The organism is Mycobacterium sp. 1245111.1 (genome assembly GCF_001673405.1).
In the GTDB taxonomy this organism is placed as follows: Bacteria; Actinomycetota; Actinomycetes; order Mycobacteriales; family Mycobacteriaceae; genus Mycobacterium.
Genome location: NZ_LZLV01000146.1, coordinates 45,407 through 61,447, shown reverse-complemented (window position 1 = coordinate 61,447; position 16,041 = coordinate 45,407). Strand labels below are relative to the sequence as shown.

Sequence of the window (16,041 nt, the reverse complement as noted above, 5' to 3'; positions counted from 1 at the left end):
AGCGTTACACGATGTCCTCGCCCGACGTTCAAGAGCTGCTCGACGAATACGCGCTGCGAAAGCTCGTCCACAGGTATTGCCGCGCGGTAGATCGCGGCGACTTCGACGCGCTGCGCAGCCTCTATCACGCTGACGCCGACGATCGCCACGGATCGTTGTCAGAAGGCTCGGTCGACACGTTTCTGCGGATGCTCGCCGAAACGCGGCCCTTCATCCGATCGATGCAACACCACATCACCACCACGAACTTCGCCATCAGCGGCGATGTCGCCGAAGGGGAGATCTACAGCATCGCGACGCATTCGTTCGCCGCAAAGTACGGCGAAACAGAGGTCATCGTGGGCGGGCGCTATCTCGACAAATACGAAAAGCGCGACGGCACATGGAAATTCATCACCCGTTGCATCGTCACTGACTGGGCGCATGTCAACGATCCGTCCGTTGTCGACGTCAGCCATCCGATCACGCGGGACACGCCGCAGGGCCGCCCCGGGCCCGACGATCCGTCCCATGAATTCCTTTCCCTGCTGAAATAAAGGCAACCATAGGGTTGCGTATTGCTGCCGACCGTGATGTGCTGATAGGCAACCAGGAGGTTGCATATGAACACCGATCGCATCGAGAAGCAAGTGCTGCTCCGCGCGCCCCTCGACCGGGTGTGGCGGGCGATCAGCGACTCGCAGGAGTTTGGCCGTTGGTTCGGCGTCCGCGTCGACGGACCGTTCGTCGCCGGGACGTCGGTGACCGCGACGATCACCGGGACCACCGTCGACGACGAGGTCGCCGAGATGCAGCGACCACACGTCGGAGCGAAGGCGACCTGGCAGGTCGTCGCGGTGGAACCGCCACGGCGATTCGCCTACCGCTGGCATCCGTTCGCGGTCGAACCCGACGTCGATTACGACAGCGAACCCACCACTCTCGTCGAATTCACGCTGTCGGAAACACCCGACGGTGTGCAGCTCCGGATCGTCGAGTCCGGATTCGACGCCATTCCCGAGGCGCGGCGGACGGATGCCTTCGAGGCCAACAGCGGGGGATGGGCCAAGCAGACCGAACTCGTGCGCACGTACCTGTCGTTGGAGCAGCGGGTGTGACCGCGACACTGGCCGCGGCGCCGCTGTTCGATGCGCTCGGAGACCCGAACCGATTGCGCATCGTGGTCCGCCTGTGTGAGAGCGGACCGAGCTCGACTTCTCAAGTCACCGAGTCGGTTTCGGTCACCCGCCAGGCGGCCACCAAACATCTCGAGTTGTTACAGTCGGCCGGCTTGGTGGCCAGCAGCCGGCGTGGGCGCGAACGCATCTGGACGCTGCAGACGCGCCCGCTCATCGATGCGGGCGACTACCTCACCCAACTGTCCCGCCGTTGGGACGCCGCGATCGACCGGCTGCGGGCCTACGTCGAAGACTGAACTCCTGATTGTCTGGCAACGTGTTTCCCATGCGGCCGAAAGTCGGGCGGGTTTCTGGCGAGAGGGCAATACGTATATGACTGGCAAAACCGGGACGCGGGGTCAGCGGGTAATCCTGGCGAGCTGGCTCGCCGTGATCGGGCTGGCCGCCGCGGCGTTTCTGGTCCGAAGCCCCGCGATGCCGGCCGCGAGCGGTATGCCCGCGGCCGCACTTCCGGCGCCCACCGTCGACGAGCCCACGACTGGGCAGTCCAAGACCGAGACCGCGGTGCTGGCCGGCGGCTGCTTCTGGGGCGTGCAAGGCGTCTTCCAGCACGTCAAAGGCGTGTCCGCGGCCACGTCGGGATACGCCGGCGGCGACAAGGCGACCGCCGACTACGACACGGTCAGCAGCGGGACCACCAAGCACGCCGAGTCGGTCCAGATCACCTACGACCCGAGCCAGATCACCTACGGCCAGCTGCTGCGGGTCTTCTTCGACGTCGTGCAGGATCCGACCGAACTCAACTACCAGGGGCCCGACGTCGGCCCGCAGTACCGCTCGGTGGTCTTCACCCAGAACGACAACCAGCAGAAGATCGCGAACGCCTACATCGCCCAGCTGAACGCGGCGGGCGCCTTCCCCGCGCCGATCGTCACCACCGTGACTCCGGGCGCGCAGTTCTTTCCCGCCGAGGCGTACCACCAGAACTTTTTCGACCTGCACCCGAACAACCCGTACATCGTCGCCAACGACCTGCCCAAGCTCGGCGCGCTGAAGTCGGACTTCCCCGACCTGTACCGCGACTAGCCGCACGAGGTTGTCCGGGGCCTCCGATAGCCTGCGAAGGTGAGCTCACCCGAGGCCGATCCGGTTCCCTCCGAGGTGCGTCGTGCGTGGCGCGAGTTGGCCGACGAGGTGCGTGAACACCAGTTCCGCTACTACGTGCGCGATGCACCGATCGTCTCCGACGCCGAATTCGACATCATGCTCCGCCGGCTGTCGGCACTCGAAGACGAGCACCCCGAACTACGCACGCCCGACTCGCCGACGCAACTCGTCGGTGGCGCCGGCTTCGCCACGGATTTCACCTCCGCCGATCATCTGGAGCGAATGCTGTCGCTGGACAATGTGTTCAGCGCCGAGGAATTCGAGCTGTGGGCCGGCCGCGTGCGCGGTGAGGTAGGCGCCGACGTTCCGTTCCTCTGTGAGCTCAAGATCGACGGCGTCGCGTTGGCATTGGTCTACCGCAACGGACGACTGGTTCGGGCCGCGACCCGCGGCGACGGGCGCACGGGTGAGGACGTCACGCTCAACGCACGCACGATCGACGATGTGCCCGAACGGCTGACACCCAGCGACGACCATCCGGTGCCCGACGTCCTCGAGGTGCGCGGCGAGGTGTTCTTCCGGCTCGACGATTTCGAGGCGCTCAACGCCGCTCTGGTCGAGGACGGCAAAGCGCCGTTCGCCAACCCGCGCAACAGCGCGGCCGGGTCGCTGCGGCAAAAGGATCCGTCCGTCACCGCCCGTCGCAAACTCCGGATGATCTGCCACGGATTGGGGCACGTCGAGGGCTATCGACCGGACTCCCTGCACGACGCCTATCTGGCCTTGGCGGCCTGGGGCCTGCCGGTGTCCGATCACACCACCCGGGTGGAGAACGCGGCCGGCGCGCTGGAGCGCGTCGCCTACTGGGGAGAGCACCGCCACGACGTCGACCACGAAATCGACGGCGTGGTAGTCAAAGTCGACGACGTGGCACTGCAGCGCCGGCTCGGATCGACGTCGCGCGCTCCGCGCTGGGCGATCGCCTACAAGTACCCGCCGCAGGAAGTGCAGACCAAATTGCTCGACATCCGCGTCAACGTCGGCCGGACCGGGCGGGTGACGCCGTTTGCGTTCATGACGCCGGTCACCGTGTCCGGGTCGACCGTCGGACTGGCCACCCTGCACAACGCCGCGGAGGTCAAGCGCAAGGGCGTGCTGATCGGCGACACGGTGGTGCTGCGCAAGGCCGGCGACGTGATCCCCGAAGTGCTGGGCCCGGTCGTCGACCTGCGCGACGGCTCCGAGCACGAATTCGTCATGCCCACAACGTGTCCCGAGTGCGGCACCACGTTGGCCCCGGCGAAGGAGGGCGACGCTGACATCCGCTGTCCCAATTCGCGGTCCTGCCCGGCGCAGTTGCGGGAGCGGGTGTTCCACGTGGCCGGCCGCGGCGCATTCGACATCGAGGGTCTGGGCTACGAGGCCGCGATCGCGCTGCTGAAAGCGGAGGTGATCGAGGACGAGGGGGACTTGTTCGGTCTCACCGAAGACGAGCTGCTGCGCACCGACTTGTTCACCACCAAGGCCGGCACCTTGTCGGCCAACGGCAAGCGGCTGCTGGCCAACCTGGACAAGGCCAAGAAGCAACCGCTGTGGCGGGTGTTGGTGGCGCTGTCGATCCGGCATGTCGGTCCGACGGCGGCGCGGGCGCTGGCCACCGAATTCGGCAGCCTCGACGCGATCACCTCGGCGTCGACGGAGCAACTGGCCGCGGTCGAAGGCGTGGGCCCGACCATCGCTGACGCGGTCACGGAGTGGTTCACCGTCGACTGGCATTGCCGGATCGTCGACAAGTGGCGGGCGGCCGGGGTGCGGATGGCCGACGAACGTGACGCCAGCGTGCCGCGGACGCTGGAGGGCCTCACGGTTGTGGTCACCGGCTCGCTGCCGAACTTCTCCCGCGACGACGCCAAGGAGGCGATCCTGACGCGCGGCGGCAAAGCCGCCGGCTCGGTGTCGAAGAAGACCGACTACGTGGTCGCCGGGGATTCGCCCGGCTCGAAGTACGACAAGGCCGTCGAACTCGGTGTGCCTATCCTCGATGAAGACGGCTTTCGAAAGCTGTTGGCGGACGGGCCTTCTGAAGCTGGTTAGTTTTCAGTGCAGCAGGGTTCCGACGATGCCGGCCAGATATCCCAGACGGGCCACCTCCGACGGGCGAAACGCCGGCCCGCCCGGTCTGCCGAGCATCACGGCGGTGTCGCTGGAGCCCAGCGGAGCCGCGATCAGCGTGGTGTCCAGATCACGCCAGACCTGCGGCACCCAGTCCTCGGTCGCGTCCAACGCCGTCGCGTGTTCGATCGGCATCCACGGCACGTCGGCCAGAATCGTTTCAGGCGCCCCGGGACTGCCGGCGATGCGCTCAAATCCGTCGTCGGACTTCCGCAGCACCGAGCACCAGCTGACCCGCAGCACCTGTGGCGTCTCACTGACAAGCACCTTGAGCTTGGTGCCGGTGCTGCCTGCGGCGGCGACATGGTCGATCAACGCCAACTCGCGGTGCGCGTCCAGCAATCCGGTGTGCGGTCGCAGGCTGTCCACCCGCACCCCCTGCAGCGCTTCGGCAGCGGTGATCAGCGTGTCGGGCATGCCACCGGGAGGTAGCTCGACCACCAGGTCATCGATGGCGTAATCGGGTCCGCGCTCCACGACGTCGAGGGAAAGGATGTCGGCGCCCACCGATCCCAGCGCCACCGCCAGCGAGCCGAGGCTGCCTGGTCGGTCGGCCAGCTGGACGCGGAGCAGATAGGACGACACGCGGCCACTGTCCCACAGTGCTGCGCGGTCGGCATTTCGGCGGATGCCCGGCGCCGCGCCGGTGGTGCGCTCGCTAGGCTTTCCTGTCGTGTCCCAGATCTCCCGCGACGAGGTGGCCCATCTGGCCCGGTTGGCCCGGCTGGCGCTGACTGACGATGAGTTGGACAGCTACGCCGGCCAACTCGACGCCATCCTGACCCACGTCGGCCAGATTCAGGCCGTTGACGTCGCGGGCGTCGAGCCAACCGACAACCCGCTGAAGTCGGTCAACGTCACGCGTCCGGACCAGACCACGCCTTGCCTGACCCAGCAGGAGGCACTGGCTGAGGCTCCCGAGGCCATTGACGGGCGCTTCGCGGTCCCGCAAATCCTCGGAGAGCCGGAATGACGGACATCATCCGGTTGGACGCCGCGACGCTGGCCGAGAAGATCGCGGCCAAGGAGCTGTCGTCGACCGAGGTCACCCAAGCATTCCTGGACCAGATCGCGGCGACCGATCAGCAGTACGGGGCATTCCTGCACGTTGCCGCCGATGCGGCGTTGGCGGCCGCGGAGGCGACTGACGAGTCGATGGCCGCCGGTGACAAGCCGGCCTCGGCCCTGGCCGGGGTCCCGCTCGCCCTCAAGGACGTGTTCACCAGCATCGACATGCCCACCACCTGTGGGTCGAAGATCCTCGAAGGCTGGCGTTCGCCGTACGACGCGACGGTGACCGCGCGGCTCCGCGCGGCGGGCATCCCGATCCTCGGCAAGACCAACATGGACGAGTTCGCCATGGGCTCGTCGACGGAGAACTCCGCCTACGGCCCCACCCGCAACCCGTGGAACACCGACCGGGTGCCCGGCGGATCGGGCGGCGGCAGCGCCGCCGCGCTGGCGGCGTTTCAGGCGCCGCTGGCGATCGGGACCGACACCGGCGGATCGATCCGCCAGCCCGCCGCGCTGACCGCGACCGTCGGCGTCAAACCCACCTACGGCACGGTGTCGCGCTACGGCCTGGTGGCCTGCGCATCGTCGCTCGACCAGGGCGGGCCGTGCGCCCGCACGGTGCTGGACACCGCCCTGCTGCATCAGGTGATCGCCGGACACGACCCGCGCGACTCCACCTCGATCGATGCCGAGGTGCCCGATGTCGTCGGCGCCGCAAGAGCCGGCGCCGCAGGCGATCTCAGCGGTGTGCGCGTCGGAGTTGTCAAGCAGCTGCGCGGCGAGGGATACCAGCCCGGCGTGCTGGCGTCGTTCAACAAGGCCGTCGAGCAGTTGACCGCCCTCGGTGCCGACGTGTCCGAAGTCGACTGTCCCCATTTCGATCACGCGCTGCCGGCCTACTACCTGATTCTGCCGTCTGAGGTGTCCAGTAACCTGGCCCGTTTCGACGCGATGCGTTACGGCCTGCGGGTTGGCGACGACGGCACGCACAGCGCCGAGGAGGTGATGGCGCTGACCCGGGCGGCCGGATTTGGGCCAGAAGTCAAGCGGCGCATCATGATTGGCACCTACGCGCTGTCGGCGGGCTATTACGACGCGTATTACAACCAGGCGCAGAAGGTGCGGACCTTGATCGCGCGGGACCTCGACACCGCGTATCAGTCGGTGGATGTGCTGGTGTCGCCGACGACCCCGACGACCGCATTCCCGTTGGGGGAGAAGGTCGACGACCCGCTGGCGATGTACCTCTTCGACCTGTGCACGCTGCCACTGAACCTGGCCGGACACTGCGGAATGTCGGTGCCGTCGGGGTTGTCCGACGACGACAACCTGCCGGTGGGGCTGCAGATCATGGCGCCGGCACTGGCCGACGACAGGCTCTATCGGGTGGGCGCCGCCTACGAGGCCGCTCGGGGAGCGCTACCAACCGCCATCTGACCGCGGGCTCGGGGCACTCCCTTACCTAAGGTGTGGGCCCACCCGCTTGCGGGGGGAACACCAAATCGCACTATGGGGGCCGACCCGCATGCGAGTTTGCGTCTGCTCGCGCCACCTGAACGGCGTCTGCGGGGCAAGATGAGGGAATGCGGATCGGAATTCTCACCGGGGGCGGTGACTGTCCTGGACTGAACGCCGTCATTCGGGCGGTGGTGCGCACCTGCGATTCCCGTTACGGGTCGTCGGTGGTCGGATTTCAGGACGGCTGGCGTGGACTTCTGGAAAATCGGCGCATCCAACTGGCCAACGACGACCGCAACGACCGGCTGTTGGCCAAGGGCGGGACGATGCTCGGCACGGCGCGAGTCAACCCCGACAAGCTGCGGGCCGGGTTGGATCAGGTCAAGCAGACGCTGGACGACAACGGCATCGACGTGCTCATCCCGATCGGGGGCGAGGGCACGCTGACCGCCGCGCATTGGCTCTCCGAAGAGAACGTCCCCGTCGTCGGTGTGCCCAAGACCATCGACAACGACATCGATTGCACGGACGTGACTTTCGGCCACGACACCGCATTGACGGTGGCCACCGATGCGATCGACCGGCTGCACAGTACGGCCGAGTCGCATCAGCGCGTGATGCTGGTCGAGGTGATGGGTCGCCACGCCGGCTGGATCGCGCTCAACTCCGGACTGGCATCCGGCGCGCACATGACACTGATCCCCGAGCAGCCCTTCGACATCGACGAGGTCTGCCGACTGGTCAAGCGGCGCTTCCAACGCGGCGATTCCCATTTCATCTGCGTGGTTGCCGAGGGCGCCAAGCCGGCCGCAGGGTCGATGAAGCTGGCCGAAGGCGGCACCGACGAGTTCGGTCATGAGCGGTTCACCGGTGTGGCAGCGCAGTTGGCCGTCGAGGTGGAAAAACGCATCAACAAAGAGGTCCGGGTCACGGTGCTCGGCCACGTCCAGCGCGGCGGCACCCCGACGGCGTACGACCGCGTGCTGGCGACGCGGTTCGGCGTCAACGCCGCCGACGCGGCACACGCCGGCGAGTACGGACAAATGGTGTCGCTGCGCGGCCAGGACATCGGGCGGGTGGCGCTGGCCGATGCGGTGCGCCAGCTCAAGTTGGTCCCGCAAAGCCGCTACGACGACGCCGCGGCGTTCTTCGGCTGACTTGCAGCGATTTTTCAGCGGATTCAGTGGGGAAAGGGATCCGTTACGTTACGGCTAGCTGTAACGTGTGGGCTGTGACCGGGCTTCTGACCTGCGGCGCGTGCGGTATCGGCTTTCGTGGCCGGTCCGACGCGCTCTATTGCTCGTCGGCGTGTCGGCAGAAGGCCCATCGCGGCCGCACAGCGCGCCGCGGCGCCGCGGCGGTCGAACCCCGACGGGCTCGACGGCGAGCATTCGTCAAACCGGATGTCGCTGGCACTATCCAGCGCGCCCGCGATGAACAACACCGCGCTCGCGAACTGTGCCGGGCGGCCGACGAGACAATGCGCCGGGCCCACACGTCACAGCGGGCCTCCAATGAGGGTCGGGAGTCGCGAGAAGGCGGGAGGTAACTGATGTCTGCCGAACTGGACGGTCACGCCGTCGACGTCGGGAAGGCCTTCGCCGGTTCACCGCAACGAGTCGGGTGGTTTCGCTTCTACTTCGACGACGAACGCTGGGAGTGGTCCGACGAGGTGCAGCGCATGCACGGCTACGAGCCCGGCACCGTGACGCCCACGACCGAATTGGTGCTGGCGCATAAGCATCCCGACGATCGGCACGAAGTCGCGAAGACCATCGATGCGATGCTGCACAGCCATTGCGCCTTCAGCACCCGCCACCGGATTGTCGACACCCGTGACGTCGTCCATCAAGTCGTGGTGGTCGGCGACCAGCTCACCGATGACCGTGACGTGGTGATCGGCACGCACGGTTATTACGTCGACATCACGCCGACGTCCGATCGGGCGCGCGAGGAGATGATCACCGCGCGGGTAGCGGAGATCACCGAGCATCGCGCGGTGATCGAGCAGGCCAAGGGGATGCTGATGCTGGTCTACGGGCTCGACGAGGACGCCGCGTTCGACCTGCTCAGGTGGCGGTCTCAATCGAGCAACGTCAAGCTGCGACTCCTCGCGGAACAGATCGTGCGGAACTTCCGTGACGTCCGCGACGACGCGATCCACTCCCGCTCGGTGTTCGACCATGCCTTGCTGGCCGGCGCCGCAGGTGTGGACGGTGAAGGGACGGCCACCTCGGCGGCCAATTAGGATCGTCCGCATGACTTCTGCGGCGATGGCGAGTGCGGAGCTGCTCGACTACGAGGACGTGATCGCGCGTTACGACCCGGTGCTCGGCATGGAAGTGCACGTCGAGCTGTCCACCGCCACCAAGATGTTCTGCGGCTGCGCCAACGAGTTCGGGGCTGAGCCCAACACGCACGTGTGTCCGGTGTGCCTGGGCCTGCCCGGGTCGTTGCCGGTGCTCAACGAGGCCGCCGTGGAATCGGCGATTCGAATCGGTCTGGCGCTCAACTGCGACATCGCGCCGTGGGGTCGGTTTGCCCGGAAGAACTACTTCTACCCCGATCAGCCGAAGAACTATCAGATCTCGCAGTACGACGAGCCGATCGCCATCAACGGCTACCTCGACGTTCCGCTCGACGACGGCAGCACGTGGCGGATCGAGATCGAGCGCGCCCACATGGAAGAGGACACCGGCAAGCTGACCCACCTAGGCAGCGACACCGGCCGCATCGCCGGTGCGACCACCTCGCTGGCCGACTACAACCGTGCCGGGGTGCCGCTGATCGAAATCGTCACCAAGCCGATCGAGGGCACCGGAGAGCGGGCACCGGAGATCGCCCGCGCCTATGTCACCGCGTTGCGAGACCTGTTGCGCGCGTTAGATGTTTCCGACGTCCGGATGGACCAGGGATCGATGCGCTGCGACTCCAACGTCTCGCTCAAACCGATCGGTGCCACCGAGTTCGGCATCCGCAGCGAGACCAAGAACGTCAACTCGCTCAAGAGCGTCGAGGTCGCCGTCCGCTACGAGATGAGGCGACAGGGAGCCGTTCTGGAGTCAGGTGGCCGAGTCATTCAGGAGACCAGGCACTTTCACGAGGACGGCTTCACCAGCTCGGGCCGCACCAAGGAGACCGCGGAGGACTACCGCTACTTTCCCGAGCCCGACCTGGAGCCTGTCGCCCCCAGCAGCGAGCTCGTCGAGCGGCTGCGCCACACCATTCCCGAGCTACCGTGGTTGCGCCGCAAGCGGATTCAGCAGGACTGGGGCATTTCCGACGAGGTGATGCGCGACCTCGTCAACGCCGGCGCTGTGGAGCTGGTCATCGCGACCGTCGACCAGGGCGCTTCGAGCGAGTCTGCGCGTGCGTGGTGGGGCAACTTCTTGGTGCAGAAGGCCAACGAGGCCGGCGTCGCACTCGACGAATTGCCCATCAGCCCAGCCCAAGTCGCCGCGGTGGTGGCGTTGGTCGACTCGGGCAAGCTGAGCAACAAGTTGGCCCGCCAGGTGGTCGAGGGCGTGCTCGCCGGTGAGGGCGAACCTGAACAGGTCATGACGGCGCGCGGTTTGGCTGTGGTGCGCGACGATTCGCTGATCCAAGCCGCCGTTGACGAGGCGCTGGCCGCCAATCCCGATGTGGCCGAGAAGATTCGGGGCGGCAAGGTGCAGGCGGCCGGCGCGATCGTGGGCGCCGTCATGAAGGCGACCAAGGGGCAGGCCGACGCCGCGCGGGTGCGCGAACTGGTGCTCGCCGCCTGCAGCTAGTTGAACAGCGCCGTCAGGTCGCTGAACAAGTGGGCCAGCGGCTGGCCCACACCGTCCCAGCCGATCGCCTCCGCGATTGCCTGATCCTGCAAGAACAATGACGCGATAGGTCCGACGGCGCTGGAGGGAACGTCCAATGTCGCGCAACCGATGCTGCAGTCGCCGAACGTGTCGCTGATGCCGATACCGTTGATCAGCGATCCCGCCGGGCTGAGCAACCCACCGAGGTCCAGCTGGATCGCGCCGGCATCGACGCCCGACGGCGCGCTGCTGCCGAGGTCGGTCAGCAGGGTGTCGAGGTTGATGTCGCCGTAGCCGTTGAGGAAGGCATTGCTGACGTTGGCCGGCATATCGGCCAGCTCGTTGAACGCGGCCGTGTAGTCGGGGGTGGCGCCGCTGAGATCAGTTGTGATCGTGGTGAAGTCGTCGTGCAGTTGCAGCAGCGGACTCAGCGCAGTACCGAAGCTGCCCCACAGAATGCCGCTCAGCGGCGATCCCGAGAATTCGAGGTAGGGCGTGATTTGGGCGGCCTCATTGTCGCCGACCAGCAGCGGCAGGATCGGGATGTCGATGTGGGTGCACAGCGGGCACAGGCCGATGGTGAAGCTCAGACCGTTGGTCAGGTCGTCGATGAGGCCGTCTTTGCCCGGTAGTGGGATGTCGAAGAGGTGAATGCCCAGGGCGCTGATGCCGATGTCGCTCTGGGTCGGATCGACCGAGGTGTAGATGTACGGCTCGGGGTTGGCGGGATCGAACGGTGTGATGGCCGCGTTGTACGCGCTCATCAGATCGGTCTCGAAGTTGCGGCTGCCGTCCAAGTACGCGGGCAGGTTGGCGGTGAACTGCTGGACGTCCGCGAACGGGGCGGGGGAGAAGTGGTCGGAGATGTCGGTCGAATTGGCCATCGCGGTCTGCAGCACCTGATCCCAGGAGACGTCGCCGGAAACCAGCCGCACCGCGCGAGTCTGCACGTCGGGGTGGTCGGCGAACGGAGCGACCACCGGCGCGACGATCGCGCTCGCGGCGGCCAGCGTCGCGGCGAATCGCGCAGTGGTCCAAGGGTTGACGGTGATGTCCATCTGTCTCCTAAGCGCGTCGGCCCCCCGCGGGCAGCTAGATATTAGCTGAGACCTAGCTGATTATTGACTCAACGCCAATAGGCGTCGAGGCGGGAGCACCTAGAGCTACGCCCGAGGCGACGGGCATCGCACGCATCCTGACCCCGATCGTGAAACGCGGCCCCAGGCATTGTCATATGTCGCCGAGGATGAGAGCCTACAAACGATGACCGGCATCGGTGAGCACCTTCACGAACAGACGGTAGACACCGTGCTCGGCCGAATTCGCCTGCAGGTCGGGGGATCTGGCGCGCCAATCGTGTTCTGGCCGAGCCTGCTGATGACCGGCGACATGTGGCACGGCGTGGCGAACGAACTCGTCGACCGTCATCAGGTGGTGCTCGTCGACCCGCCCGGCCAGGGCGGTAGCCAGCCGCTGACGGACTACTTCAGCTTCGCCGACTGTGCGCGGTGCGTGACCGACATCCTCGACGGCCTGGGTCTCGACACCGCGCACTTCGTCGGCAACTCGTGGGGCGGCATGATCGGCGGGACATTCGCCGCGACGTATTCCGACCGGGTCGGCGCAGCCGTGCTGATGAATTGCACTGCCGGGCGAGCCGGCCTCCGCCAAAAAGTCGAATTCGCGATCCTGCTCCAGGCCGCGAAATGGACTGGCGAGATCGGGCCGCTGCTGAATCGTCCTGTGTTGAAAGCCTTTCTGGGGCCGACCACTATGCGGCATCGTCCCGAGGTGGTGGAGCACGTGAGCACGACGGTCAGGTCGGTCAACGTCGCCTCGGCCTCGTGGGCGGTGAAGAGTGTGGTGCCGCGCCGACCCGACCAGCGAGAGCTGCTGGGCCGCATACGGACCCCCGTGCTCGTCGTCGCGGGCGCTGAGGACGCGACGTTCCCGCCGCGCGACGCGATCGACATGGCCAGGGCCATCCCCAATGCATCCGTTCAGGTGCTCGATGGGGTGGCGCATCTGGCCGGTCTGGAGAACCCGCCGCTCGTCAGCAAAATTGTGCAGCAGTTCATCGAAACCGGCACTGCTACAACGTAGATGGGCGACGATCCGTTCGACCATCTGGTTGACCTGCTGGACTACACGATGTATGTGGTGACGACCCAGGCCGATGGTGAACCGTCGGGGTGCCTGGTCGGCTTCGCGACCCAGGCGAGCATCGATCCGGCTCGCTTCATCGCCGGGATCTCCAAGTCCAACCACACCTGCCGGGTAGCGGCGCGATCCGACTTTCTGGCGGTGCATGTGGTGCAGCGCCGTCACATCGACCTGGCCCGCCTGTTCGGCGGCGAAACCGGGGACGAGGTCAACAAATTCGATCGCTGCTCATGGCATACCGGGCCAGAGGACATGCCGATTCTGGACGACGCTGCCGGCTGGTTCGTCGGGCGAACCCTGGAACGGATCGACCTCGGCGACCACATCGGCTACCTGCTGGACCCCGTCGCCGGCGCCGTCCCTGACCCGTCCGACGATCTGGTCAGCCTCAAAGACGTCACCGACATAAAGCCGGGCCACGACGCCTGACGAGCCGCTACGTCTTGTCGTCGTTGGCCCGCGGGAAGCCGCCACCCTGCGGGAACAGCGGGAACACCACGTCATCCAGCTTCTGGGCGTCGCCGCTGGTTTTGTTGATCGTGTCGCCCCAGATGTTGCCGTCCGGCGACACCCGCAACGCCCACGCGTGTCCGTGAGTGTCCTGTCGGACCACGTCCGGCTGACCGGTAACCGCGCCCGTGCCCTGTGCGAGGTGGACCGCGACCGTCTGCTTGGTGTTGACCAGGTTGAGCAGCACGGTGCCGTCCAGCGCCGAGCAGCCCGCAACACCGGGCCGGTCCGGCCACGTCCATACCGTGGAAACCTTGGAGTCCTTGGTGATTCGCTGCAGCCGGTCGGACGTCGGTGTGCGGTCGGCGACGAACAGCGAGCCGTCGACGGGGTCGGTGCAGATGCCACCGCCGACGCCAAGGCCGCTGAGCGCCGTTGTCGGCGGAGCTTGGTTGATCGTGGTGGGCTGTTCGATGCGAATCAGCTTGCCTGCCAACGACGCCGGGTCGTTGGCCATTGCCGGATTACCCGCGTCACCCGTCATCACGACCAGCGTGGTGGGGCTGGTGAACAGCAGTGCGCCGGTATTACCCATGGCGCCCTTGGGAATCCCGGTCAGGATGTCTTTCGGGACGTCGCCGTCGGCGATGCGGATGACCCGGTTGTCGGTGGGCGTGCTGATGTAGGCGTACATCAGCCGGTCCTGCGAGTACGTCGGCGAGAGCACGATGTCCATCAGTCCGCCGTCGCCGGCCGGGTCGACAGGGATGACGACCTTCACCTTCGGCTCGGCGTTGACGGCGACCTCTTTGACGGCGCCGGTCGTTCGCTCGGCGACCAGAGCCGACTTGCTGTCGGGCTGCATCAGCAGGCCGCTGGTGCTTTCTAGGCAGCCCTGCATCACGCCGGGCGCGGGGCATTCCTTCGGGAACGGCTTGTCGGGAAGCGGCGGCGGCGGGGGCGGTGACGAGGTCGGTGCGCCGTGCCGCTCGGGCTCGGTGGTGAACGGCTGCGACGCGTCGTTGTTGAACTGGGCACACCCAGCAAGAATGAGCATCGCCGAGCAGAGCACAGACAACCTGCGCAGCCTCGACCACCACAACCGCATAGCTGCCAGATTACGGATATGTCCGCCCGGGTGCCCGTGACGGGTGCCGCGCGCCACCCGCATTCGCTCGCAAACACCGACCACCGCCGGGCGGTGAGCAAATCGGAACCGCGAAAGCCCCGCTCAAATCCCCGATTCGCAGGAATTTGCCCTTACCCTGGCACGGGTGAGCAGTCAATCGAAAAACGCGCATTGGCAACGACCGGACTCAGCGGCCCTGCCAACTGCTGAGCGGCCGACCGCCGCGCAATTGGTCGACCCCGAAGACGACCTGGCATCCGACTCCTATGCGGGTGATTTCGAGACGACCCTGATCCCGCATTACGACTCCGCCGACTCTGGCAGCGTCCGCTCGTCGAGCAGTGGAGCCGGGGTGATGGGCGTCCACGAGCCTTTGCCGTATCAGCCGCAACCCACCGGCCGGCACTCGGTGTTCGCGCCGGACGGGATGGACCAGCACGAATACATCGACGACGAACAGGTCCGCGCCGCCGGCCGTCGCGGTACTCAACCCCTCGGCCTGCTGGTCCTCCGCGTCGGGCTCGGTGCCGTGTTTCTCGCGCACGGGCTGCAGAAGCTGTTCGGTTGGTGGGGCGGAGAGGGCCTCACCGGCTTCAAGAACGCGCTGTCCGGCGTCGGCTACCAGCACGCCGACATCCTGACCTACTGCGCCGCGGGCGGCGAGATCGCTGCCGGCGTGTTGTTGGTGCTCGGCCTCTTCACGCCGATTGCTGCCGCGGGCGCGCTGGCCTACCTGACCAACAGCATGCTCGCGGGCATGTCGACCCAGCACGGCCACCGGTCGTTCCCGTATTTCCTGCCGAACGGTCACGAATACGAGATCTCGCTGATCGTGATGGCCGCCGCCGTCATTCTCGCCGGTCCGGGTAGCTACGGCTTCGACGCGGGCCGGGGCTGGGCGCGCAGGCCGTTCATTGGCTCATTTGCCGCTTTGGTGGTGGGAATCGGTGCCGGTGTCGGGTTGTGGGTGTTGCTCAACGGCGCCAACCCGATCGGCTAGTCCGCGTACGGATTGGGCACTCGTCCGGCGCTGGCCCGGGTCAGCTGCGGCAGGGTCGCGAAGGTGACCGCGGGTAACCGCAACCGGTGGCCGTCTTTCAGCTGAGCACGACCCCAGGAGCCTCTGCTGAAACGCAGGCCCTCGATGTCCTCCCAGCGCACCGATCGGCTACCCACCAGCGTGCGTACGGTGACGCCGCGGTCATCGGCCCGCGTGCGGAGCCGAACGATCAACGCCGACAACAGCACCGGGATGATCATCAGTGGGGCTGTCACGGGCCAGTTCAGTACGGGCACCAGCAGCCCGAGGGCAAAAAATCCCACCGCGAAGTGGGCCATCGGCGAGATGGCGAGCACCACCGGCGGTGTGCGTTCGGCGTCCTCCGCTGAATCGGTGGCCATCCATGCATCATGGCATCGAGCCGGTCGGCGATCCCGTCGGCCGCCGGAATTTGACGTTTGACCAGTACGGCAGCTACCGTCGTGGGGCGATGAACACTTCTGGAGAGCTCGTAGTAATCCACATGCGCGTTGGTGCCTGACTGATCAGTCGTACCGACGCGCAACCCTCGTGCAGCTGCTGAGCTGACGGGGGTTTTTTGTTGCCCACAACTTTCCAGAGCCAACGACAAAGAGGACA

17 protein-coding genes are annotated in these 16,041 nt (G+C 66.5%); 13 read left to right on the top strand and 4 right to left on the bottom strand.

Annotated elements, in window-relative coordinates:
* The first annotated feature begins 11 nt into the window (after positions 1-11).
* The 5 genes from A5658_RS24025 (at position 12) to ligA (ending at position 4,319) form a co-directional block, all read left to right on the top strand.
* Entirely contained in the window at positions 12-536 is a 525-nt protein-coding gene (locus A5658_RS24025; protein ID WP_067341192.1) for a nuclear transport factor 2 family protein, read from the top strand.
* Positions 537-602: 66 nt separating this feature from the next.
* Entirely contained in the window at positions 603-1,097 is a 495-nt protein-coding gene (locus tag A5658_RS24020) for an SRPBCC family protein (RefSeq protein WP_067341189.1), read from the top strand.
* Positions 1,094-1,414, top strand: a complete 321-nt coding sequence (locus A5658_RS24015; protein WP_067341186.1) for a helix-turn-helix transcriptional regulator — start codon at positions 1,094-1,096, stop codon at positions 1,412-1,414. The genes A5658_RS24020 and A5658_RS24015 overlap by 4 nt, the downstream gene beginning before the upstream one ends.
* A gap of 76 nt (positions 1,415-1,490) precedes the next feature.
* Positions 1,491-2,204, top strand: a complete 714-nt coding sequence (msrA, locus tag A5658_RS24010) for a peptide-methionine (S)-S-oxide reductase MsrA (protein WP_067341182.1) — start codon at positions 1,491-1,493, stop codon at positions 2,202-2,204.
* A gap of 39 nt (positions 2,205-2,243) precedes the next feature.
* Positions 2,244-4,319 carry an NAD-dependent DNA ligase LigA gene (gene ligA / locus A5658_RS24005; RefSeq protein WP_067341180.1) on the top strand — a complete coding sequence of 692 codons (2,076 nt, stop codon included), beginning with the start codon at positions 2,244-2,246 and terminating at the stop codon, positions 4,317-4,319.
* Between the two features lie 3 nt (positions 4,320-4,322).
* Here ligA and A5658_RS24000 read toward each other — a convergent pair whose 3' ends face one another.
* On the bottom strand, positions 4,323-4,982 hold the full coding sequence (locus A5658_RS24000) for an amino acid-binding protein (RefSeq protein ID WP_067341177.1): 660 nt from the start codon (positions 4,980-4,982) through the stop codon (positions 4,323-4,325).
* 88 nt (positions 4,983-5,070) lie between these two features.
* Between A5658_RS24000 and gatC the strand changes: the two genes are divergently transcribed.
* From gatC to gatB, 5 genes are all read left to right on the top strand, one after another.
* Positions 5,071-5,370: an Asp-tRNA(Asn)/Glu-tRNA(Gln) amidotransferase subunit GatC gene (gene gatC, locus A5658_RS23995; protein WP_067341447.1), complete on the top strand. Its 300-nt coding sequence runs from the start codon at positions 5,071-5,073 to the stop codon at positions 5,368-5,370.
* Entirely contained in the window at positions 5,367-6,848 is a 1,482-nt protein-coding gene (gatA, locus tag A5658_RS23990; RefSeq protein WP_067341175.1) for an Asp-tRNA(Asn)/Glu-tRNA(Gln) amidotransferase subunit GatA, read from the top strand. The genes gatC and gatA overlap by 4 nt, the downstream gene beginning before the upstream one ends.
* A 146-nt stretch (positions 6,849-6,994) precedes the next feature.
* Positions 6,995-8,026: an ATP-dependent 6-phosphofructokinase gene (locus A5658_RS23985; protein WP_067341171.1), complete on the top strand. Its 1,032-nt coding sequence runs from the start codon at positions 6,995-6,997 to the stop codon at positions 8,024-8,026.
* A 395-nt stretch (positions 8,027-8,421) separates the two neighbouring features.
* Positions 8,422-9,117: a PAS and ANTAR domain-containing protein gene (locus tag A5658_RS23980; protein ID WP_067341168.1), complete on the top strand. Its 696-nt coding sequence runs from the start codon at positions 8,422-8,424 to the stop codon at positions 9,115-9,117.
* Positions 9,118-9,127: 10 nt separating this feature from the next.
* Positions 9,128-10,639 carry an Asp-tRNA(Asn)/Glu-tRNA(Gln) amidotransferase subunit GatB gene (gatB, locus tag A5658_RS23975; protein WP_067341165.1) on the top strand — a complete coding sequence of 504 codons (1,512 nt, stop codon included), beginning with the start codon at positions 9,128-9,130 and terminating at the stop codon, positions 10,637-10,639.
* Here gatB and A5658_RS23970 read toward each other — a convergent pair.
* Positions 10,636-11,718, bottom strand: a complete 1,083-nt coding sequence (locus tag A5658_RS23970) for a hypothetical protein (protein ID WP_067341162.1) — start codon at positions 11,716-11,718, stop codon at positions 10,636-10,638. The genes gatB and A5658_RS23970 overlap by 4 nt on opposite strands.
* Positions 11,719-11,923: 205 nt before the next feature.
* Here A5658_RS23970 and A5658_RS23965 point away from each other — a divergent pair, with 205 nt between their 5' ends.
* Positions 11,924-12,763, top strand: coding sequence for an alpha/beta fold hydrolase (locus tag A5658_RS23965; RefSeq protein ID WP_067341159.1), 840 nt, complete (start codon positions 11,924-11,926; stop codon positions 12,761-12,763).
* On the top strand, positions 12,764-13,252 hold the full coding sequence (locus tag A5658_RS23960; protein WP_067341155.1) for a flavin reductase family protein: 489 nt from the start codon (positions 12,764-12,766) through the stop codon (positions 13,250-13,252).
* Between the two features lie 7 nt (positions 13,253-13,259).
* On the opposite strand, the gene A5658_RS23955 is transcribed toward A5658_RS23960, so the two are convergent.
* On the bottom strand, positions 13,260-14,375 hold the full coding sequence (locus tag A5658_RS23955) for a PQQ-dependent sugar dehydrogenase (protein WP_156751631.1): 1,116 nt from the start codon (positions 14,373-14,375) through the stop codon (positions 13,260-13,262).
* A gap of 172 nt (positions 14,376-14,547) precedes the next feature.
* Here A5658_RS23955 and A5658_RS23950 point away from each other — a divergent pair, with 172 nt between their 5' ends.
* Positions 14,548-15,402, top strand: a complete 855-nt coding sequence (locus A5658_RS23950) for a DoxX family protein (protein ID WP_067341149.1) — start codon at positions 14,548-14,550, stop codon at positions 15,400-15,402.
* Here the strand turns inward: A5658_RS23950 and A5658_RS23945 are convergent.
* Positions 15,399-15,803, bottom strand: coding sequence for a PH domain-containing protein (locus tag A5658_RS23945; protein ID WP_197503206.1), 405 nt, complete (start codon positions 15,801-15,803; stop codon positions 15,399-15,401). The genes A5658_RS23950 and A5658_RS23945 overlap by 4 nt on opposite strands.
* Between the last annotated feature and the right edge of the window lie 238 nt (positions 15,804-16,041).

Excerpts from the sequence above, each read along its gene's own strand:
- A5658_RS24025 (WP_067341192.1), top strand. The coding sequence starts at position 12 with ATGTCCTCGCCCGACGTTCAAGAGCTGCTCGACGAATACGCGCTGCGA.
- A5658_RS24020 (WP_067341189.1), top strand. The coding sequence starts at position 603 with ATGAACACCGATCGCATCGAGAAGCAAGTGCTGCTCCGCGCGCCCCTC.
- msrA (WP_067341182.1), top strand. The coding sequence starts at position 1,491 with ATGACTGGCAAAACCGGGACGCGGGGTCAGCGGGTAATCCTGGCGAGC.
- gatA (WP_067341175.1), top strand. The coding sequence starts at position 5,367 with ATGACGGACATCATCCGGTTGGACGCCGCGACGCTGGCCGAGAAGATC.
- A5658_RS23985 (WP_067341171.1), top strand. The coding sequence starts at position 6,995 with ATGCGGATCGGAATTCTCACCGGGGGCGGTGACTGTCCTGGACTGAAC.
- A5658_RS23980 (WP_067341168.1), top strand. The coding sequence starts at position 8,422 with ATGTCTGCCGAACTGGACGGTCACGCCGTCGACGTCGGGAAGGCCTTC.
- gatB (WP_067341165.1), top strand. The coding sequence starts at position 9,128 with ATGACTTCTGCGGCGATGGCGAGTGCGGAGCTGCTCGACTACGAGGAC.
- A5658_RS23970 (WP_067341162.1), bottom strand. The coding sequence starts at position 11,718 with ATGGACATCACCGTCAACCCTTGGACCACTGCGCGATTCGCCGCGACG.
- A5658_RS23965 (WP_067341159.1), top strand. The coding sequence starts at position 11,924 with ATGACCGGCATCGGTGAGCACCTTCACGAACAGACGGTAGACACCGTG.
- A5658_RS23960 (WP_067341155.1), top strand. The coding sequence starts at position 12,764 with ATGGGCGACGATCCGTTCGACCATCTGGTTGACCTGCTGGACTACACG.
- A5658_RS23945 (WP_197503206.1), bottom strand. The coding sequence starts at position 15,803 with ATGGCCACCGATTCAGCGGAGGACGCCGAACGCACACCGCCGGTGGTG.